The sequence below is a fragment of the Sphingobacterium zeae genome (assembly GCF_030818895.1).
Lineage (GTDB): Bacteria > Bacteroidota > Bacteroidia > Sphingobacteriales > Sphingobacteriaceae > Sphingobacterium > Sphingobacterium zeae.
In genome coordinates this window covers 2955023-2976972 of the sequence record NZ_JAUTBA010000001.1, presented here as the reverse complement: position 1 = coordinate 2976972, position 21950 = coordinate 2955023, and the positions used below count along the sequence as shown (strand labels likewise).

Sequence of the window (21950 nt, the reverse complement as noted above, 5' to 3'; positions counted from 1 at the left end):
TCTAAAAGTTAAACCATGGGTATTTCCAACTCTATCGTAGTACCCAAGCCGTGATCAGATATGAGCTTCATTTCGCCGTTTAAAAATGAAAGTCTTGAACGCACATTATGCATCCCAGCTGCATGCTGCAAATCGACACTTTTTATATCAAAACCCTTGCCATCATCTTCAATTGTGATATGTAAACGCTTATTATGTGAAGAAAGCTGTATTAAAATATTGGAAGCACTGGCATGCTTCAACGCATTATTTACTAATTCTTGAATAATTCGATACAAAGAAATTTCCTGTTCAGTACTCAACGTTGATTCAAATTGCAGAAATTCGCATTCAACGACACAGGTAACCTGGCTCATACGACTTGCATAGTCTCTTAAAGTCTCCTTCAAACCATATTTCACAATGAGATCAGGCATAAGGTTATGGGCAAGCCGACGAAGTTCATCTACCGCCCCATCCAAGAGATCAATGCTTCGATCTATTCCTTCCTTTACGGATGTCTTTTCTAAAGTAGCTTTATTAAGCTCCGACAAACCTAACTTCGTACTAGATAGTAAACCACCCAAGCCATCATGTAAGTCACGGGCAAGACGCGTCCGCTCCTTCTCTTCCCCGGCAAGCATTGCTGTCAGGCTTTCGATCGCATGTTGCTGATTATTTTTTTCGATTTCTAATTGATGCAGATGCTCCCGCTGTTTCAATGCATTGGAACGCTGCCAATAGGCGTAGAATAACAAAACGATAACAACCAAACAACTAATAAATAAACAAATGTAAATTGAATTCATACGCGACTTAAAAGCAATTTTCTTTTTTGACACGTCAAGTTCTTGTAGACGTTGTGTATTCTCCAGTCGGCTTAAGTGCAAATCTTGCTCCTTTTTATCTCTTTCAAGTTGTAATACTTTGAGCTGTTGGGTGCGATTCAGTTCATTCAATTTCAAATTCTCAACCAGTTGATGCTGTCTGTCATTCAACGCTTTCATCAACTTAATCTGCTGTTCCTTTTTCTCCCCCTCCAAACGAAGACGCATTAACTTTTGATTCTGCAATTCGCGCTCAAACTTCAGTTCCAACTGTTTGGTCTTATCTAGTTTATCCGAGTTGAAAGCCTTTTCAAATACATCTATATAGCTTTTCTGATAGTTGAACGCTTCTTCATATTTTCCTTCTTCAACACTTACTTCAGCCAGTCTGCTAAATAGACTTAATCCCACCTGATAATCGTAATGTGGCTCTCTATTAAGGTTATCCAAAGCTTTTTGCAGGTATTTCTTACCTTCATCACGGCTACCAACTTTGAAAGCTTCATCCGCGAGGATACCATAGGGGGGACTGTGATGGCATATTGTCCAGTTTCAGCAGCGATATCCAAAGCTTGTTTAGCGTAGGCTATTGCTTTTTTAGCACCACTATCCAAATAAAACTCGTGGTATAAATTTGCAAGATTAACGGAAACATAGGCTAGATCTGTCGGATTGATAAGATGTTTATCATTCTTGTTAACCAAGCTATACGCATCAAGATAGTGTTGTTCAGCTTTACGCAGTAGATCAAAATTCCCCCTATTTAACCTATACTCTTCTTCAAACAAATAACCAGCTTGCATGTACGCATCAAATAAGCTATTGACATTCCCACCTGCTTTAGCCGTTTCCAACAATAATGAAGTATACTTTTCTTGAAAAGCATAATTACGCTGATTGGCGTAGATTGCTGTGAGTTCTTTATAAACAGCCAATTTACGAGCGATATTTGCCTCCGTCTGCGGTGCCTTCTCTAAATAAGAAATCGCTTTATGGAATTGAGCAACTGCCTCATCTTCTTTATTCTGTCGCGTCATAATCCACCCATCACAGTAATGTACATATCCCTTTGTTCCGTTTTCATTGACAATCGGGAGCACAGATTTAGCGTGTTCCAAATAAAATCTCGATTTTTCAAAAGCATGATCATTAAAGCTATTCATCGCAGCAATGCAATTTAAATACGCATAATACTGCTTGTCCGGATAGTTTCTAGCCAACTGAATATTGTCATGCAGTAGTTGACCAGCCAGTGCTTTCTCATTATTGAAATACAGGGCCTGAGCGTATTTTCCGGTCAGTACAAACCGCTCTTTGCTTCCCAAAGGAAGACTGTAATACGATTTCCTTAACTCCTGCAACTGTTCTTGAGCCAACACGGCAAAACATGGACATAGAAAAAGAAAAAATAGTAGAATAGAAAGCCAAAGATTCTGAACGTACCCCATAAAATCAATTATTATATCTCGCTATGTAAATAGTCCAAACTTAGATAAATTTGGCTTTATACACAATAAATTATCGTACATACAAGTTAAACGAATGCTATCGGTATGCAAATATGACGGAGCTTGCTAAACAAAAAATCATACCTTTGCTACAATGAAGTACTTCTATTTATTTCTTGCTATAGCTGCTGAGATCTTCGCAACAACTTTCCTTAAAAAGTCTGCAGGCTTTACCTTGATAAAACCTACTATTATCAGTATTGTCGGGTATATCATTGCATTCTATTTTTTGAGTATTACACTGAAATACTTACCTGTGGGTATATCCTACGCAATTTGGTCAGGAGTTGGAATTGTAGCGATTACCTTGGTGGGTATGTTTTTATTTAAACAGATTCCCGATACAGCGGCCATTGTTGGTATGGTTTTAATCATCGCTGGAGTCATCGTTATCAATCTGTTTTCAAAAATGGGAACACATTAGCTGTTGTAAGATCTAAATTTGTATTTTTGTAACTTACATAAATTAAAGGATACGTGTCGTTAGAGAAACTAAAACTTAGCAAAAGATTGACTGCTACGATGACTGAGCTCGGTTATCTGGCTCCAAAGGAAATTCAGAGTCGGTGCATTTCCAGAATTCTTGGTGGACAGGATGTCATTGCCATCGCTCCTGAAGGAGCTGGCAAAACCACAACTTATGTCTTAACCACTTTGATGAAGTTGAAATTCACAACAGATGAAGCTCCAAAGTTTTTAATCTTGGCGCCAAATGAAGAACGTATCGACGAAATTGTTGAAAAGTTCTACCAACTGAGCAAAAATAGAGACCTTCGCATCATTGGATTACGCGCTTCAGGCAGTATGGAAGAGGAAATCGGGGAATTAGTTGACGGAAAGGATATTGTTGTAGCTACACCAAATCGTGCTAGAGCGATTTATCTTAAACTAGCACTAAATCTCAATCGAATTCAGACGTTAATTATCGATGATGCGGAGGAGATTATCAAACAAGGGATGCAAACACCCGTACGTGAATTGGCAGAAAGCTGTGGTAAAGTGCAACATATGATATTTAGCACGGTTGAACACCAGAAACTTTATGACATGATAGAGAATTTCATGAATGAAGACTATGCCGTCATAGAGGTAGACGAACTCGAAAACGATACTGTTGACACCTTGGATTTGTTCGTATACCATGTCCCTAATTTTACAACGAAAATCAATTTATTAAATCATCTGCTGCTAGATAAAGAAGTATTTCAGAAAGTAGTAATTTTTGTAAACACCAAACTTACGGCCCAGAAATTAGCCAGCCACTTATTCAGCAAGAATAAAGAAGAAATTGCAGTACTCAATCCATTATTTTACGACGATTTCGGTTATGAAGACATTGAAGACTTCAAAGACAATAGTCTGTCACGTGTATTGATCATTGCGAGAGAAAATACAAATGATATTGATCTTTCCGCTATTCCATTCGTTTTCCAATTTGAATTACCAAATGAAAAGGAACAATTCTTAAATCATCTCCTTAAGCATGAAGAGAATGAAGAAACTGTAATACTGACTTTTGCGACAGACCTGGAATTACCTATGGTGAAAAAAATCGAACAGGCCGTTGGTAAAAGAATGGACATATTAGCGTTACCCGAGGATGTTTCCATATATAATTCCACCACCGATAAGAAGAAAAAGGTCAATAAAGAAGAAGATCAGACAGATATTTCTCGTGGAGGAGCATTTCACCAAAAGAAAGAAAGCAATGCCAAAACCTTTAATTATGGCGGCGGTGAAAAAGCGAAAATGACTATGAAAATGAAAAAGAAATAGAAATTCAAAAAGAATTACAACTAAAAAGGGAAGCTTCGACTTCCCTTTTTAGTTGTAATTTAAAACCTTTCTCAACAACTTAATATAAGCATTTGCAATTCTTTCCATCCCTTCATCATTTGGATGTGCGTAGTCAACCGTAGAATTCAGATCCAAATTAAGCTCTTGGCTCGATAACAAAAAAAGCTGTCGAACACCCTTTGACTTTAATTTGCTAAACGTGGCTTTCAAAACCCGGCTGCTTTGCTGATATTCAGCATTTTTATCTTCATTAAAGACCTGTTCAATATTTCCAGAACTGTGCTGTGTCAAAATAATAGGCGTCGCCGGATGTTCTTTTCTTAAAAACGTTACCGCATAGACCAACAAAGAATCCAACTGCTTCTCTGTTAACGATTTCGAAATAGCAAGATTCGGAATACAATCCAGTACATAACAGGCAGCATCCACGCTATTCATCACATTCAAAATTGGCTTTTCCAATCGGCCATTACCCGAGAAGCACAAGTTGATTACTTCGTGATCAAACGCACGGCCTACTTGATTGGTCCAAGCCAAACCTGGCCGGCTCGTACAGGCCCCCTGGCCAATTGATGTTCCATAGACGACAATTGGCTTTTTTGGACTAGTGTGCGTATATGCGAATTTAGCTGTGTTTGGAACACCAATTTTTAACCATTTAACAGTATTATATAATGGAAGATATAACCGATAATTAAATTTTTCATTACGGCCGATATTCTTCCATTTATAAGAGACGGTGTCCGAAAAATCATAGTTGCCATACGCCCATTTCCATTCCTGTTTTGCTGTATCAAAAGCATAAAGATCGACGCCGCTGACAGCAGTTGTTGGCATGTGTGGCATATTTAGTCCGCCTTCCACTTGATACTGAACAATTATCTCTGGAGCAGATGTCTGAAAATCGATATAGAAACCCGCACTGTTCTTACCCAACTCCCATACAGGTTTGCGTACTTGACTTTCCAATTCATCCGGAAGCCTGTTGAAGGCTGAGAGTTTCATATTTGCCAATCTACCCTGTACATGCCTATCTTCAAGCGGTGAGAACCAACGATAATTTTCCTGCGATTTGATAGCAGAAAAAGATAACAGTAAGAATACTGTCAACACTAATCTTGAGAACATACAATAATTGAGTTTTAAGTTTGATGTAATTGATTATTAAAAAAGGAGCCTATTGGCTCCCTTTTGTTGCGATTTATTTATTATACTACAAAATAGCTTGTCTTACTCGTATCAGTTTTTCCATCAAACCTTCAAGCAAATCCAAATGCAACATATTCGCTCCATCAGACTTTGCATTTGCTGGATCGGGATGGGTCTCTATGAATAGACCGTCAGCTCCCACGGCAATTGCAGCTTTTGCTATTGTTTCAATTAAAGCTGGCTTCCCTCCAGTTACACCAGAAGTCTGATTGGGCTGTTGCAAAGAGTGTGTGCAGTCCATTACTGTCGGCACATTAAAAGCACGCATTTCCGGAATTCCACGATAATCTACAATAAGATCCTGATAACCAAATGTGTTGCCGCGATCAGTTAAAAAAACCTTTTCATTGCCCGATTCCAAAATTTTATCAACCGCAAATTTCATGGATGCCGCACTCAAAAATTGTCCTTTTTTAACATTAACGACCTTATTTGTTTTTGCCGCAGCAACTAACAAATCAGTTTGCCGGCATAAAAACGCCGGGATTTGAAGAACATCAACATATGCAGCAGCCATTTCTGCGTCATGACTTTCATGAATATCCGTTACAGTCGGAATACCAAAAGTTTTACCAACCTTTTCCAAAATTTTCAATGCCTTTTCATCACCAATACCCATGAAGGAATCAAGGCGAGATCGATTGGCCTTACGATAAGATCCCTTAAAAATGTAGGGAATATGAAGTTTATCTGTAATAGTAACAATCTTTTCAGCAATACGCAAAGCGATTTCTTCTCCTTCAATCGCACAAGGTCCCGCCATTAAAAAGAAATTTTGAGATGTTCCGTTCTTAATTTGAGGAATGTATTTGTTAATCATATCATTATAAAAAATTAATTGCCAAGCTCTGATAAAAATTTTATCCGCATCAATTGGAGATCCTCATAGCTATAATCATCGCCTCCAAGTTCTTTCAATGCACTATTGATTGAATCAGTCTCCGCCGTCTTAAAATAGTCATACACCTCATCCTGACGATCCTCATCAATAATCTCGTCAATAAAATAATTGATATTTATTTTGGTACCCGCATTTACGATGGTCTCAATTTCTTTCAATATTTCCTCGTAAGTAATACCCTTAGCCGAAGCAATATCATCCAAAGCTATTTTACGATCAATATTTTGAATGATAGATACCTTTAATGCGGATTTATTCGCTGTACTCTTAATGACAAGGTCCACTGGTCTGTCAATTTCATTTTCCTCCACATACTCTTTAATCAAAGCAATAAAGGGCGGCCCAAATTTAATCGCTTTGCCATTTCCTACACCTTGAATCTGTTTCAATTCATCTATGCTAATCGGATAATGCGTACACATTTCTTCGAGCGAAGGATCCTGAAAAATGACAAACGGAGGTAAAGCTTTTCCTTTTGCTATTTTCTTCCGAAGGTCTTTTAACATACCCAACAACACGGTATCTAATGCTCCTGTACCATGTCCCGCATCGTCCGAATTTGTAGGGTCGCCACCTGCTATTGGACGGTTTAAGACAAATTTTAGCTGATAAGGATTGGCTATATAATGTCTACCAATATCCGTCAGTTTTAAAAGACCATAATGATCAATATCTTTTTCAATAAAATTATCGAGAACAGCCTGTCTAACCAACGATTTCCAATAGATAACACCTTTGTCTTTCCCCTTTCCGAATAAGCGATGCTCATCATGCTTATAGGAAGACACGGGTTGATTATTTTGTCCCATCATTACGTTGATCACGTGATGATCATCAAACTTCTCTCCCTGTTCCTGTATAAATCCCAACACATCACGCAACGATTCCTCAGCCTCAAAATACTCCTTCGCGGACCGGCAGTTATCGCACATGTTGTTACACCCCTGCTCATCGAAATTTTCTCCGAAATAATGAAGGATCTGTTTACGGCGGCAAACGGCAGACTCGGAATAATCAATAACTTCTTTCAAGATCTGTGTACCAATCTCCCGTTCAGCCACAGGCTTATCTTTCATAAACTTAGTGAGTTTTTCCACGTCCTTTTCGGAGTAAAAAGCCAAACAGTAACCATCTCCCCCATCACGTCCGGCACGCCCAGTTTCCTGATAATATCCTTCCATAGATTTAGGAATATCGTGATGAATCACATAGCGAACATCCGGTTTGTCAATCCCCATACCAAAAGCAATTGTCGCCACAATCACTTCGACATCCTCCATCAAAAATTTATCTTGCGTATCCGCTCTGGTTTTAGCATCTAAGCCCGCGTGATAAGGTAAAGCTTTAATCCCATTTAAGTTTAAAACCTCACTAATCTCCTCCACTTTCTTACGGCTTAAGCAGTAAACGATGCCAGTCTTTCCGGATTTTGTCTTGATAAAGCGAACAATCTCTTTGACCACATCTTTTTTTGGCCTTACTTCATAATATAAATTACTGCGATTAAACGATGATTTAAATAAAACAGCATCATTCATCTGTAAATTTTTACGAATATCCGACTGTACCTTCGGTGTAGCAGTAGCGGTGAGCGCAATAATTGGAATATTCGGCCCTATTTCATTAATTACCTGGCGAATTTTACGATATTCTGGTCTGAAATCGTGCCCCCATTCGGAAATACAATGCGCTTCATCAACAGCAACAAAGGATACTTTTATCTGATGTAAAAACTCCAAATTTTCTTGCTTGGCAAGCGATTCAGGAGCAACATACAGCAACTTGGTTTTTCCAGCAACTACATCATCCTTAACCCTGGTAATCTCACTCTTATTTAATGAAGAATTCAAAAAATGAGCGATACTGTCTTCGCCACCGAATGCACGAAGTTGATCTACTTGGTTTTTCATTAAAGCTATCAGCGGCGAGATAACTATTGCCGTCCCCTCACTCATGAGTGCAGGAAGTTGGTAGCAAATTGATTTTCCCCCACCGGTCGGCATAATTACAAACGTGTCTCTTCGTTGAAGAATACTCGTTATAATAGCCTCTTGATCTCCTTTAAAAGTATCAAAACCAAAAAAATCTTGTAAATTGTCGAAAAGTGATTTTTCTATTTCCATTGCGCCTTGGGCAAAAATAAGATAGATAAATGAAGAAATAATCTTGAAAAATAATCTATTTTTGCAATCTATTCTAATACATAAAAGTAAGAGTATTTTTTGTGAAAAACAACTACGAAATAAAAAATATAGCTATTCAAGCTATTCAAGAAGAAGCCAAAGCAGTAGCTGCCTTAGCCCAATATATTGATGATGATTTTGTTACCATTGTTAATCGCATATTAAATCTGCAGGGAAGAGTTGTCGTTACCGGGATTGGTAAAAGTGCTATTATTGCACAGAAGATAGTAGCAACCCTAAATTCGACCGGAACACCATCAATCTTCATGCATGCAGCTGATGCTATTCATGGCGATCTCGGGATCATCCAGCAAAATGATTTAATTATTGCCATCTCCAAAAGCGGTAATACACCTGAGATTAAAGTGTTGGTTCCCTTTTTAAAGCAAACAAAGAATGTACTGATTGCTTTGGTTGGAAATACAGCATCCTATTTGGCAAAAAATGCCGACTACATCTTGAACACCACGGTCGAAAAAGAAGCGTGTCCCAACAATCTGGCTCCCACATCGAGTACAACGGCGCAATTAGCCATGGGTGATGCACTTGCGGTTGTATTACAGGAATGCCGCGATTTCACGGACAGAGATTTCGCCAAATACCATCCTGGAGGAGCATTAGGCAAAAAATTGTATTTGAGGGTGGGCGACCTGTCTGATCAGAACGGAAAACCTAGCGTCCAACAACAGGCGACTGTCAGTGATATTATCATTACCATTACACAGTTTAGACTGGGTGCGGTGGCTGTATTGGACGAAGATCGTATTGTTGGCATTATCACCGACGGCGATATACGACGAATGTTGGAAAAACATACCGATTTAGCGAGAATTACCGCCGGAGATATTATGGGAAAATCACCTAAAATCATTGATAAAAATGAGCTTGCGGCAAATGCTCTTCATATTATGCGTGAAAATAACATTACGCAGCTATTGGTGTCCGACAAAAATTATTATGCCGGCGTTATTCATATTCAGGACCTACTTAAAGAAGGGATAATATAACTGTAATAAAGTTGTTAGATAGGAGATTAATGGGCAATAAATACTACATTTGGCATATCAGTTGTTCTATTTCAATCATAAAGTAATATCTTAGAAGCATGAAAAAGTATATAACAATTTTAGCAGTGATCATTTCCTTTATCGGTTTTTCGTCTATGCAGGCCGGTCAAGGGGAATTTAAGTTCGAAAAAGAAACCCACGATTTTGGAAAAATACCAGCAGGCACACCCGTTTCGTATAATTTCAAATTTTCAAATACTGGTAGTGAGCCAATTATCATTTCAAACGTTGTTCCAACTTGTGGTTGTTCTGTAGCAGAATTCACAAAAACCCCGATTAAACCGGGTGAAAGTGGCACCATCAAAGTGACCTATAACGCAGCTGCCAAAGCTCCATTCACAAAGAGCTTTACGGTACAATCAAACACCAAGACTCCTGTAAAAACCCTCTATATTAAGGGTATAGTAGAATAATAACATTGGAAATATAAAACGAAAAAAGCCACATCATGATGTGGCTTTTTTCGTTTTATTTTGGTTAAATTTGCACGACTAATTTTAAAAAAACTATAATGCCAGTACTATCAGAAAAAGGGCTTAATATGCCTGCGTCACCAATTAGAAAACTGACGCCGTATGCTGATCAAGCAAAAAAAGAAGGTAAGAAGATATACCACCTTAATATCGGACAGCCTGATATCCAGACGCCTGAAGTTATGCTCAATGCTTTGAAAAATATAGAGTTCAAAGTATGGGCCTACACGCCATCTGAAGGTACTGCTTCCTATCGGAACAAATTAGCTGAATATTATAATAAACTGAATTATAATGTCGAGCCTACAGATATATTAGTAACAAACGGTGGTTCGGAAGCCATTACAATCGCCATGCAAGCCTGCTTGAATGAAGGCGAAGAAATTATTATTCCAGAACCATTCTACGCGAATTATAACGGTTTCGCCTGCTCCTCAGGTGTGGTGATCAAACCTATCATGTCATATATCGAAAGCGGATTTGCCCTCCCTTCTATCGCTGAGTTTGAAAAAGTAATTACGTCCAAAACCAAAGCGATCTGTATCTGCAACCCAAATAACCCTACGGGTTATCTTTATTCCAGAGCAGAATTAGAGGCTTTACGCGAGCTTTGCTTAAAATATGATCTTTACCTATTTTCGGATGAAGCTTATCGCGAATTCTGCTATGACGGTAGAGAGTTTATTTCTCCAATGCATTTAGAAGGGCTCGAAAATAATGTCGTTATCTTCGATACGGTATCCAAACGTTACTCTGCATGCGGTGCCCGTATTGGATGTATCATTACAAAAAATAAAGAACTATACCAAACCGCACTTAAATTTGCTCAAGCTCGCTTAAGCCCTTCTTTAGAAGGACAGATTGCAGGCGAAGCAGCTGTCGATACACCCGACAGCTATTTTGAAGCTGTGTCGAAGGAATACACAGCGCGCAGAGATACCCTCGTGAAAGGACTTAATGCCATTGAAGGTATCTATTCCCCAAATCCTGGAGGAGCATTTTACGTCGTCGCCAAACTACCAATTGACAATGCAGACAGATTCTGTCAATGGATGTTGGAAGAATTTTCGTATAACAATGAAACAGTCATGATGGCTCCAGCTACGGGTTTCTATAGCACAGAGAGAGCTGGTATAAATGAAGTGAGACTCGCCTACGTGCTTAATCAAGTTGATCTTAACAATGCTTTGATTTGTTTAGAAAAAGCACTTGAAGTTTATCCAGGACGAACAAATTAATAAGGAAATTAAGCAATTAGGAAAGGCGGACCAGTTTGGGTCCGCCTTCTCCTTTAGCCATATATCCATTCCTTTAAAACAATGCCCCGTGTCCTTTTTTAAAAAAAACAAAACAAATTTTTGAAGCACCTTGTTCTTATTGTAGTAACTAAAAGATATTGCATATGGATAAATTGAAGAAATTCCAATTGATGGAAAAAATAGCAAGAGAATTAGAAGATGTCCGGAATAGTCAACAAGCTGTTTTAGAAAAAATAGGCAAAATCGAAGTTGATAACATCGAGCTGGGCGATAAAAATATTGAAAAGACAATTCCTGATATCTATCAACGTACAGCAGATAATTCCGATGCTATAAAAGCTCTTCTGGAATCATTTCAAGAACAAACAGAGGAATTCGGAGAAAAAAATAATGTGAGCAAATTATTAGAACAACAGCAAATCAATAGTGTGAAATAGTAAAATTAAAAACACATAGAAGAAAAAAAGCGGGGGAGATTTATGAATCTCCCCCGCTTTTTTTCTTCTATGCTTGAGTTTTTGCAGCTCTCGCTTTCAAATATTCTTCTTCAACAAATTGCAATTGCTGCTCAGGTGTTAAATTGGAATTATCCAATACAATTGCATCTTCTGCTTGTCGTAAGGGACTTTCAGCACGTGTACTGTCGATACGGTCACGTGTCGCTAAATTTTCAACGACTTCTTCTAAAGTCACATCTTCCCCTTTTTCGGTTAATTCAAGGTAACGCCTCGCAGCCCGAACTTTAGGATCAGCTGTCATAAAAATCTTGAGATCAGCATCGGGAAAAACGGTAGTCCCTATATCGCGGCCATCCATAATAATGTTCCTTCTGCTTCCTAGCTTTTGCTGCTGCGCAACCATCGCCACGCGAACAGCTTTAATTGCGCTCACATCACTCACTTTATCCGAAATATACATCTGACGAATCTCTTCAGAGATATCCTCATCATTTAAATGAATTTCCGTTTTTAATGCATTGGGTATAAAGTCGATATGGATATCTTTCAGCGCACTTTCAATAGTCTCTTGGTCATCCAGGGCAATGTTATGACGGATAAAATAGAGCGTAACGGCTCTATACATTGCACCGCTGTCAATAAATGCAAATTTCAGTTTCTTTGCTAAAGATTTGGCTAATGTGCTTTTACCACACGATGAAAATCCATCTATTGCGATAATGAAATTGTGACGCCCACTCATTATTCGTTTCCTCCTATAATTACACCCGGCTTATTCACCAAAGGAACTTTCATCAGGTTGCCATCTACTATGCTTTCGGGCAAGAAAATGTATTTCTTATCGTAAATGATGTTGTCAATGTAGAAACTCACCCAATATTCGTTTGTCAGACCGAAGACCTGCTCGTCTATTGCTTCCACACGATCGAAAGATTTAGCGGCTATATTACCTATAAAATGACGTAAAGTAGTGGTAGTAACCTGACGTCCATCCTTTTCTCCATAGCCTTTTGAGCTGATCAATACATTCTGAATCGCGATGTTCTTATCATTGATGACATAAACGGTCCAGTTTTTTGTCTCTATGGTCTCGCCTTCCAGAACAACGGCGATCATAATGTCTTTGACAATATTTTCAGGCAAATCTGCTTTCATCCTTATTTAGACTTTGTAGTTTTCTTAGCCGGAGCCTTCTTTGCGGGAGCCTTTTTCGCTACGCTTTTCTTTTCTGTTGCTTTTGCTTTGGCGGCTTTACCTTTTGGTGCATCAGCCTCAGCCCATTTCAACACATCAGCATACGTTATTTTTTCAATTTCCGTCCCCTTAGGAATTTTCAGGTTTTGCTTACCAAATCGAATGAATGGTCCCCATCTTCCCTGTTCAATTTGAGCTTCCTCATTTTCATCAAATACACGAATGACTTTTTCTATATCTTTTTGACGCTTGTCTTTAATGATCTGTATTGCCTCTTCTTCAGTCACGTCCAAAGGATCCAATCCTTTCGGTATAGAATAAAATGCCGAATTGTGGCGAATATAAGGGCCAAATCGACCCACTGCAACAGTCATCTCCTTATCTTCAAATAAACCGACTTTTTTAGGCAATTTAAAGAGCTCCATAGCATCCTCAAAAGTGATGGTTTCAATCATCTGCCCTTTACGTAACGAAGCAAAGCGAGGCTTCTCCTCGTCATCCGGAGAACCAATCTGTACCAATGGACCAAACTTACCGATGCGAACTGAAACGGGTTTTCCCGAAACCGGATCGATGCCGAGTTCGCGCTCATTATTCGCACGATCAGCATGCTCTAAAGTATCCTCTACCTCAGAATGAAAGGGTCCATAGAAATCATGCAACATTTTTGTCCATTCCGTCAAACCATGCGCAATATCGTCAAACTCCTTTTCCACATTCGCGGTAAAGTGAAAATCTACAATACCATTGAAATGTTCGACCAAAAAATCATTTACCACAACGCCGATATCCGTTGGAAACATTTTTCCTTTCTCAGCACCCGTAATTTCGGTTTTTGTGACTGCCGTTAATTCAGCATCTTTCAATGTCAATACCCGGTAATCACGTGACTTGCCTTCACGCTCTTCTTTTACGACATAACCGCGATTCTGAATTGTGGAAATCGTAGGTGCATAGGTTGAAGGACGACCAATTCCTAATTCCTCTAATTTTTTCACCAAAGCGGCTTCTGTATATCGTGCAGGAGGCCGTGTAAACCGCTCCGTTGCCGACATACTTTTCAGAGTCAATGGTTGACCAGTAGTTAACGGTGGAAGGATAGCATTATCACTATCTTCATCCACAGTATTTTCCTGATCATCATCCAAAGATTCCATATAGACTTTTAAAAATCCATCAAACTTCATCACTTCCCCTGAAGCACTTAAGTCTTCTGAACGGGTCGATATGGCAATCTTTGCCAACGTACGTTCAAACTCAGCCTCACTCATTTGTGATGCGATCGCTCTTTTCCAAATAAGTTCGTACAACCTCTTTTCAGAAGCATCCCCATCGATGGTATGCTCAGAAAAATACGTCGGGCGGATAGCTTCGTGCGCCTCCTGTGCACCTGATGTCTTCGTTTTATATTTTCTGACCTTATGATATTGGTTGCCGTAAGCAGATTTAATTTCTTTTTCAGCCGCTTCAATTGCTGTATCGCTCAAATTAACAGAATCGGTACGCATATAGGTAATTCGCCCCGATTCGTATAGTCTTTGAGCGACCTGCATCGTGCGCGCCACAGAAAACCCAAGTTTTCTACTGGCTTCCTGTTGTAAAGTTGACGTTGTAAACGGAGCCGAGGGCGAACGTTTGGCAGGTTTTGTTTCTAAATTTTTAACAGAAAACAGGGCTGATTTACAATCTTCCAAAAATTTGGTAGCCTCCGCTTCCGTAGCAAAACGCTGTGGAAGCTCAGCTTTGAAACTATCTTTAACTTTTCCAGTATGAAAGAACGCTACAATCTTAAAGGCAGCCTCGGGCTCAAATTTATTAATCTCACGTTCACGATCTACGATTAAACGGACGGCAACAGATTGTACTCGTCCTGCAGACAATGAAGGTTTAACTTTCTTCCAAAGCACCGGAGATAGCTCAAAACCAACCAACCGATCCAACACGCGCCGAGCCTGCTGAGCGTTAACAAGGTTATAGTCTATTTTACGCGGATTGTCAATAGCTTTCAGAATAGCTGGCTTCGTAATTTCATGAAAAACGATCCTTTTCGTGCTCTCATCTTTCAATCCTAATGTCTCAAATAAATGCCATGAAATCGCTTCTCCTTCGCGGTCCTCATCGGACGCTAGCCAAACAGTTTCAGCAGCTTTAGCCAATTTCTTCAGTTCACTGACAACAGCCTTTTTATCGGACGGAACTTCATACTTTTGTTCGAAATTATTTTCGGTATTAATCGCATCATCGGTTTTCACCAAATCGCGAATATGTCCATAACTCGACTTCACCAAAAAATCCTTTCCTAAATATCCTTCTATCGTTTTCGCTTTCGCTGGAGACTCAACTATCAATAAATTTTTCGCCATCTAATTTGAGATTTGTGCAAATAAAGGCAATTCTAAAAGGAATGGCAATAATTTATTGCAAAAAAGACAAAAAAAATAGATTTCATAGCAATAATCACCAAATCCCGCTGAAAGCAAAAGACACAAAAAATAAGATATATCCGTATATTTGCATCTTCGAAAGGGCAATACAACAACCTTCCCTATTTTTTTAAATATGATCGACAATGAAAAGTAGTTTTCTCAAATTTGCCATTTTGGGCACATTATTACCATTTTTATCTTGTTCAGCCAGGAAAGAATCGTTGAAAGCAAATTCAGACAATTTCCCTAAATTGAGTTTGGAAGCCCATCGGGGGGGGCGAGGACTCTATCCTGAAGAGTCTATCGCTGCAATGAAAAATGCGATAGACATCGACAAAGTGACCACGTTAGAAATGGATTGCCATATCACCAAAGATCGCAAAGTGGTCGTTTTTCATGATGACTATCTCAATCCCCAATTTGTATTGAAACCCAATGGTGCTGAAATTTCAGAAAAAGATAAATCTTTAAAGGTTTATAACATGCTCTATCGTGATTTGATTAAGTATGATATTGGTTCTAAATTTTATAAAGCCTTTCCGCAGCAGAAAAAACAAGTTACACGTATCGCAAAACTGTCGGACCTTATTGATAGTACGGAAGCATATGCTCAACATAAAAGAAACGCTCCGATGTTCTACAATATCGAGGTTAAAAGTAAAGACGGTCAAGATGGCATATTGCATCCTCGAGTAGAAGAGTTTGTCGACCTCATCATTCAGGTTATTACCGATAAGAAAATCGCAGCAAGGACAATCATTCAGTCATTTGACAGTAGGGCAATTAAATACTTACACAAGGCTTACCCTCAGATCAGGGTGTCCTACCTCATAAATGGAAAAGAACGTAAAGATGTCCAACAAACAATTGCTGAGCTCGGTTTTATACCCTATAGTATAAGCCCACAGTATACAATCGTGACAAACGATTATATTAAGCAATGTCATAAGGCCGGTATTAAAGTAATTCCTTGGACGGTCAATACTAAAGAAGAAATAGCGCAATTAAAAACGATGAAAGTGGATGGCATCATCAGCGATTACCCAAATTTGTTTTAATAAATAGATCAACTGCTCACATAAAATAATAGATAAAATTGAGCGCACGATGATTTTCACAAATAAACAACGTCCGGATCAAAATTGATTTTACCCGGACGCTGTTTCCTTTAGTGCCTGCTCTATATAATCCTTTCCTTTTTGAACCAAAAATTCAGTCCGATGATAATCCCATAGGTTACAGATATTATAAGGTATGTCAACAACGACGTCCGGGCGATATAAGTCGACTATCATCTGACTCATTTTCCTGCGCATCACATAGTAAGACGCCTGCAGAATATCCAATGAATTCGACGTTTTCGGATCGAGTTTTTTGATGACAGAATATTGTTTGTCTGGTTTCGACTCAAGGTTAACCGCAATGATCAAGTTTTCTTTCCTTGTTACATGATTGATGGGTAATGGATTTAAAACACCACCGTCAACATACACATGCTTGTTTTCCTCCACCGCCGTAAACACTGCAGGAATGGCGATAGAAGCGCGAATAGCATCATACATGCTCCCAAAATCCAGTACGACTTCCTTTTCGTAATTGAGATCCGTAGCCACAGCTTTGAACAAAATTGGAAATGTTTCTATATTACCATCGGGGATAACGGACTTTAATGCGTTAAACACCTTTACCCCTTTCATCATGCCCAATCCTCTCCAGCTAAAATCCATCATGTTAAAGACCGACTTTTTTGTCAAGCGAAGCATCCAATCTTCCAAAAGATCCATCTTTCCCTGCGCATAAATTCCGCCAACGAGTGCTCCTATAGAACACCCTACGACCTCATTGATCTCAAAACCCAACTCTTCCAACCGCCTGATAATGCCAATATGTACCAGTCCTCTAGCACCACCGCCGCCCAGGACGAGTGTAACTTTACGATTCAAAAAAGATTTCTCTAACATGGATAAACATTAAATAATAATCTGTTGACATTCCAAAAACAATGTAAACTCATTATCATCGTTATTATATGTATTTTTGATTACAATATACGCAGTAAAAAAAGAAATATGAAAATAGAAATTTGGTCGGACATCATTTGTCCATTTTGTTATATTGGCCTGACAAAGCTCGAAATGGCACTTCATGAATCCGCAAATAAGCCTGCGGCTGAAATTATCTGGAAATCTTATCAGCTTAACCCCGACTATCCCGAAGATGCGCCGGCGATACCGACTTATGACTATCTTGTACAAACGAAAGGAATGAGTATGGATGATGTGGTTGCTATGACATCACAACTCAGTGCACAGGGAAGGGAGCTGGGAATTGCCCTGAATTTTGATAAAGCAGTTGTCGTAAATACACGAAAAGCGCATCGCCTGATCCATTTTGCCCAAGGCTATCAAAAAGGTACACCAATTAAGAAAGCGTTGTTTAAAGCGCATTTCACCGACGGCCTAAATATCAATGACAACCAAGTTCTTACGCATATTGCGACTCAATACGAACTTCCTGCTCATGAAATTCAAAACTTGCTCGAATCGGATGATTTTGCTTACGATGTTGCGCAAGATATCCAAGAAGGCGTTAATTTAGGACTGCGAGGTGTTCCTTTCTTTGTATTCGACCGAAAATATGCCATCCCCGGAGCACAGCCCATGGAAGTTTTTCATAATACCATAAATGAATGCTTAGCGAGCCAATCTGCTCCGCTGCAACAAAGAGGTGAAGAAGGCCCTTCATGTGATCCTGAAACAGGAAAATGTGAATAAAGAAAGAAAAAAATCTTGTTTAATTTTACTATTTTCGCAAGCTTATAACGACAAACAAATTTGGTATAAATGCAGTTAACCAAACTAGAAATTAAAGGATTTAAGAGTTTCGGAGATAAAATCACGATCAACTTCAATGACGGTGTCACAGCAATTGTTGGCCCCAATGGATGTGGAAAATCCAATGTGGTCGATGCAATACGCTGGGTACTCGGAGAGCAGAGTACGAAGATGTTGCGCTCAGATAAAATGGAAAATATTATTTTCAACGGAACGAAAAATAGAAAGCCCGCAAATCTTGCAGAGGTATCGCTGACCTTCAATAATAACAATAATATTTTACCAACTGAATTCTCCACAGTTACTGTCACCCGAAAATTATTCCGAAACGGCGATAGCGAATATCGATTGAATGATGTGAAATGTCGTTTAAAAGATATTACTGATTTGTTTTTGGATACTGGTGTGGGCGCCGATAGTTATTCCATTATTGAATTGAAAATGATTGATGAAATCATCAATAATAAAGATAACTCTCGTCGAAACCTATTTGAAGAAGCATCCGGAATTTCAAAATATAAAGTACGTAAAAAACAGACCCTAGCGAAATTAAGAGATACAGAAGCCGATCTTAGTCGTGTGGACGACCTGCTTTTTGAAATTACAAAGAACCTTAAATCGTTAGAAAATCAAGCTAAAAAAGCAGAGAAATACACCTTACTCAAATCAGAATACCGACAGAGCAGTATCGATCTGGCCTATTATAAAATCGCTGATTTCTCGACAGAACTAGAACGGCTTCAGACACAAGAATCTAAAGTCCAAAAAGATGCGCAAAATGCACAACAGAGTATCTTGCATGCGGAAAATGAACTCCAATCGCTCCGTCAAACAAACTTAGAGCAGGAAAAAAACCTGTCGGTACAGCAGAAAACTACCCAGGAATTCGTAAATAAAATTCGTGGTTACGAATCTGAAAAAAAGATCAAAAACGAAAAGGTTAAAAATCTCCAAGATAAAGAAAATCGTCTAAGCATCGATATTACCAGCGACAAACAACAACTTAATCACGTAGTCTATACCATTAAGCGATTAAACGAAGAGTTATTTGACGAACAAAATAAACTGGACGGATTAAAAAGTAACCTGGAGTCGAATAAATCAGAAGTTGAAGAACTAAGAGGGCAGCAACAATCTGCAAAAGGAAAGCTCGATATTTTTAATAAAAGTAATGCCGATTTACAGGCAAAGATCTATAAATTGGAAAAAGATCTTGCCGTATTTACGATACAGAAAGAGGCTCTTTTACAAGAACTAATTCGCAATAGTGAGGATACCGAAGCGAAAGAAAATGAATTACAACAGTTCAATTCCGCTGTCGTAGAGCTGGAAGGGCGTGTGGAAGCACAGCAATTACAGTACGATTCGGCAAATCAACTGGAAGAAGAGCTCCAGGGGCAGATCAGTCAATGTCAAGCAAACTTAGAAGAATTCAAAGCCCAACTTGCCAAAGATCTTCGTCTGGTAGATGCCAAACAAAACGAATATAATCTGACAAAATCTCTGGTTGACAATTTGGAAGGTTTTCCAGACTCCATCCGTTTTTTGAGGAAAAATGCAGGCTGGAAAAAACAACCACCGCTGCTTTCAGATGTATTGTTTTGTCAGGAAGATTACCGAGTCGCTATCGAGAATTACCTTGAGCCCATTATGAACCATTATGTTGTCGATACACAACAGGATGCTGTTCAAGCCATTCAGCTACTAAGCGACGCCGCAAAAGGACGCGCAAATTTCTTTGTTCTAGATGCAATAACGACGACTCCTACCCCACCTCCTATACCGAATAATAATTTAATGTCGGCCTTGGATGTGATTACAGTAGACGAAAAGTACAAGTCTTTGTGCACCTTACTACTCCAGCAGGTTTTCATCCTTAAACAGGAGCATGAAAAAGATCTGGATGAGAAACTTCCCGAATCAGGACAGGTAATTTTGCAAAAAAACGGAGGGTATGCAAAACATCATTTGGGTATGTCAGGTGGATCTGTAGGACTGTTTGAAGGCAAACGTATTGGTAGAGCTAAAAACCTCGAAGTGTTGTCCCAAGAGATCAAGACGATCAACCAAGAAATTGGAAAACTTGAAAATAAAATAACGGCAGAAACAGCGCGTCTGGAAACCTTACGGGGCAACTCCCAGAAAGAGCTGATCAATGAGTTGCGTTTTCAGTTCAATCGGCTCAATAACGAATTAATTACTGTCAAAACAAAGCAAGAGCAATATCAAACTTTCATCAACAACTCCCAAACACGCAAAAAAGATATTGAAGAGAAAATTACTGCTATCGAGTCGAATTTAAAAATTGCTGAGCCTCAAATCCAAGAGTTACGACTAGAAAAGGAACAGAGCGTTATCGAGTTAGCGCTACTGCAAGACCAATTTCATGAAATCTCTGAAATACTCAACGAAGAATCGACTAGATATAATCAAGAGAATATTGCTTACCACCAACAGTTAAACAAAGTTTCCAATATCGCCAAAGATCTGGAATTTAGAGAAACACAAAAAGACGATCACGAAATCCGTATCGAAAAAAATAGTGCAGAACTGATTGAAGTGCAAGCTGCATTGCGTACCACCATTCCATTTGAGGACGATGAAGATCAAGATCTTATCGCCATGTACGAGCAGAAGATCGCCTTAGAAGATGGACTCAAAGAATTGGAAGACAGCTATTATGCAGATAAACAAAAAATCAATAACCTGGAAGATTCGTTAACCCAATTACGGCGTTCGAAAGAACAAAGCGATTTCCTTGTTTCCGAAATTAAAGATAAAAAAACAAGCCTTCAAATTGACCTGAATGCATTAAAAGAACGTCTTTCCGTCGAATTTAACATTGAACTTAAAGACTTAATCGATCGAGAGGAGATTCCTCAGCTTACAGAAGACCAAGCTACACTGACGGCAAAATGCAGTAAACTTAAGAAACAGCTAGACGAATTCGGTACCATCAATCTGATGGCCAAAGAGGCTTTCGATGAGATGAACGAACGTTATGATTTCATCAATAAAGAAAAAGCAGATTTGATCGAAGCAAAAGGATCTTTGATGGCGACGATCAAGGAAATCGACGACACCGCTAAAGTGCAGTTCATGTTTACATTCGATGCAGTGAGAAATAACTTTGTCAAAGTATTCCGTTCGTTATTTAACGAAGAAGATAGCTGTGATCTGATCTTGACAGACCCAAGCAATCCTTTGGATTCAGACATCGATATTATCGCTAGACCAAAAGGAAAAAGACCATTGTCTATTAATCAGCTATCGGGTGGCGAGAAAACATTGACTTCTACAGCCTTGCTGTTTTCACTATATCTTTCTAAGCCAGCGCCATTTTGTATATTCGATGAGGTGGATGCTCCTTTGGATGATACCAACATTGATAAATTCAACAATATTATCCGGGATTTCTCTAAAAATTCCCAATTTATAGTAGTCTCGCACAATAAGAAAACAATCGCAAGCACAGATATCATATATGGAGTGACCATGGTAGAACAAGGTGTATCGCGCGTAGTGGCTGTGGATCTACGGGAAGTGGCCTGACCACGCAAAACAATAGCTTAAAAAGATGGCCGAGACTATAAATCTTGGCCATTTGTTTTTATTAATCTTCAGATGCATTAACACCCCGCATCTATTCAAAAGGACCATCAATGCAATACCTCAACATATCCAACAATGCTATCATGCGGCGATTGATAAGTTATAATTAAAATAGAAAGCCCAGAGCGGGGAACTCTGAGCTTTCGTTAGCCATATATTAACCTATTTATGAAAAGTATTTGTAGTAAAAACGCTACTATTCGCTAATCATTATATCCACAAC

Annotated in this window: 18 protein-coding genes; 9 read left to right on the top strand and 9 right to left on the bottom strand. The window is 38.9% G+C overall.

Features of this window, described 5'->3' with window-relative positions; all coding sequences use genetic code 11:
- Positions 1–8: 8 nt before the first annotated feature.
- Both QE382_RS12415 and QE382_RS12410 read right to left on the bottom strand, forming a co-directional pair.
- The gene (locus tag QE382_RS12415) at positions 9–1256 is read right to left on the bottom strand and encodes a sensor histidine kinase (RefSeq protein WP_307186164.1); all 1248 of its coding nucleotides are present in this window, start codon (positions 1254–1256) and stop codon (positions 9–11) included.
- Positions 1208–2254 carry a hypothetical protein gene (locus QE382_RS12410; protein ID WP_307186163.1) on the bottom strand — a complete coding sequence of 349 codons (1047 nt, stop codon included), beginning with the start codon at positions 2252–2254 and terminating at the stop codon, positions 1208–1210. Before QE382_RS12410 ends, QE382_RS12415 begins: the two co-directional genes overlap by 49 nt.
- A 154-nt stretch (positions 2255–2408) precedes the next feature.
- On the opposite strand from QE382_RS12410, the gene QE382_RS12405 reads away from it, so the two are divergent.
- Together QE382_RS12405 and QE382_RS12400 are read left to right on the top strand one after the other, a co-directional pair.
- A complete protein-coding gene (locus QE382_RS12405) occupies positions 2409–2738 on the top strand; it encodes a DMT family transporter (protein ID WP_307186162.1) in 330 nt (109 codons plus the stop codon).
- A 53-nt stretch (positions 2739–2791) separates the two neighbouring features.
- Positions 2792–4090, top strand: a complete 1299-nt coding sequence (locus QE382_RS12400; protein ID WP_307186161.1) for a DEAD/DEAH box helicase — start codon at positions 2792–2794, stop codon at positions 4088–4090.
- A 48-nt stretch (positions 4091–4138) separates the two neighbouring features.
- Here the strand turns inward: QE382_RS12400 and QE382_RS12395 are convergent, their stop codons facing one another.
- The 3 genes from QE382_RS12395 to recQ form a co-directional block, all read right to left on the bottom strand.
- Positions 4139–5239, bottom strand: a complete 1101-nt coding sequence (locus QE382_RS12395; protein ID WP_307186160.1) for an SGNH/GDSL hydrolase family protein — start codon at positions 5237–5239, stop codon at positions 4139–4141.
- An 85-nt stretch (positions 5240–5324) separates the two neighbouring features.
- On the bottom strand, positions 5325–6140 hold the full coding sequence (gene kdsA / locus QE382_RS12390) for a 3-deoxy-8-phosphooctulonate synthase (RefSeq protein WP_307186159.1): 816 nt from the start codon (positions 6138–6140) through the stop codon (positions 5325–5327).
- 14 nt (positions 6141–6154) lie between these two features.
- Positions 6155–8344: a DNA helicase RecQ gene (recQ, locus tag QE382_RS12385; RefSeq protein ID WP_307186158.1), complete on the bottom strand. Its 2190-nt coding sequence runs from the start codon at positions 8342–8344 to the stop codon at positions 6155–6157.
- Positions 8345–8445: 101 nt separating this feature from the next.
- Between recQ and QE382_RS12380 the strand changes: the two genes are divergently transcribed.
- The 4 genes from QE382_RS12380 (at position 8446) to QE382_RS12365 (ending at position 11640) form a co-directional block, all read left to right on the top strand.
- The gene (locus QE382_RS12380) at positions 8446–9411 is read left to right on the top strand and encodes a KpsF/GutQ family sugar-phosphate isomerase (RefSeq protein ID WP_307186157.1); all 966 of its coding nucleotides are present in this window, start codon (positions 8446–8448) and stop codon (positions 9409–9411) included.
- Between the two features lie 98 nt (positions 9412–9509).
- Positions 9510–9884 (top strand): DUF1573 domain-containing protein, encoded by a 375-nt coding sequence (locus QE382_RS12375; protein ID WP_209579165.1) that lies wholly within the window; start codon positions 9510–9512, stop codon positions 9882–9884.
- Between the two features lie 98 nt (positions 9885–9982).
- Positions 9983–11182, top strand: coding sequence for a pyridoxal phosphate-dependent aminotransferase (locus QE382_RS12370; protein ID WP_307186156.1), 1200 nt, complete (start codon positions 9983–9985; stop codon positions 11180–11182).
- A 164-nt stretch (positions 11183–11346) separates the two neighbouring features.
- The gene (locus tag QE382_RS12365) at positions 11347–11640 is read left to right on the top strand and encodes a hypothetical protein (RefSeq protein WP_209579163.1); all 294 of its coding nucleotides are present in this window, start codon (positions 11347–11349) and stop codon (positions 11638–11640) included.
- Positions 11641–11707: 67 nt separating this feature from the next.
- Here QE382_RS12365 and cmk read toward each other — a convergent pair whose 3' ends face one another.
- The 3 genes from cmk to topA are packed head-to-tail and all read right to left on the bottom strand — an operon-like array spanning position 11708 to position 15218.
- Positions 11708–12403, bottom strand: coding sequence for a (d)CMP kinase (gene cmk / locus QE382_RS12360; RefSeq protein WP_307186155.1), 696 nt, complete (start codon positions 12401–12403; stop codon positions 11708–11710).
- Entirely contained in the window at positions 12403–12816 is a 414-nt protein-coding gene (locus tag QE382_RS12355) for a hypothetical protein (protein WP_307186154.1), read from the bottom strand. Before QE382_RS12355 ends, cmk begins: the two co-directional genes overlap by 1 nt.
- A gap of 2 nt (positions 12817–12818) precedes the next feature.
- Entirely contained in the window at positions 12819–15218 is a 2400-nt protein-coding gene (topA, locus tag QE382_RS12350; RefSeq protein ID WP_307186153.1) for a type I DNA topoisomerase, read from the bottom strand.
- 206 nt (positions 15219–15424) lie between these two features.
- Between topA and QE382_RS12345 the strand changes: the two genes are divergently transcribed.
- Complete coding sequence (locus QE382_RS12345) at positions 15425–16339, top strand: glycerophosphodiester phosphodiesterase family protein (protein WP_307186152.1); 915 nt, start codon at positions 15425–15427, stop codon at positions 16337–16339.
- Between the two features lie 90 nt (positions 16340–16429).
- Here QE382_RS12345 and QE382_RS12340 read toward each other — a convergent pair whose 3' ends face one another.
- A complete protein-coding gene (locus tag QE382_RS12340) occupies positions 16430–17242 on the bottom strand; it encodes a patatin-like phospholipase family protein (protein ID WP_307186151.1) in 813 nt (270 codons plus the stop codon).
- A gap of 108 nt (positions 17243–17350) precedes the next feature.
- On the opposite strand from QE382_RS12340, the gene QE382_RS12335 reads away from it, so the two are divergent.
- On the top strand, positions 17351–18055 hold the full coding sequence (locus tag QE382_RS12335) for a DsbA family oxidoreductase (protein ID WP_307186150.1): 705 nt from the start codon (positions 17351–17353) through the stop codon (positions 18053–18055).
- A gap of 69 nt (positions 18056–18124) precedes the next feature.
- On the top strand, positions 18125–21667 hold the full coding sequence (gene smc / locus QE382_RS12330; protein WP_307186149.1) for a chromosome segregation protein SMC: 3543 nt from the start codon (positions 18125–18127) through the stop codon (positions 21665–21667).
- Positions 21668–21950 lie beyond the last annotated feature (283 nt).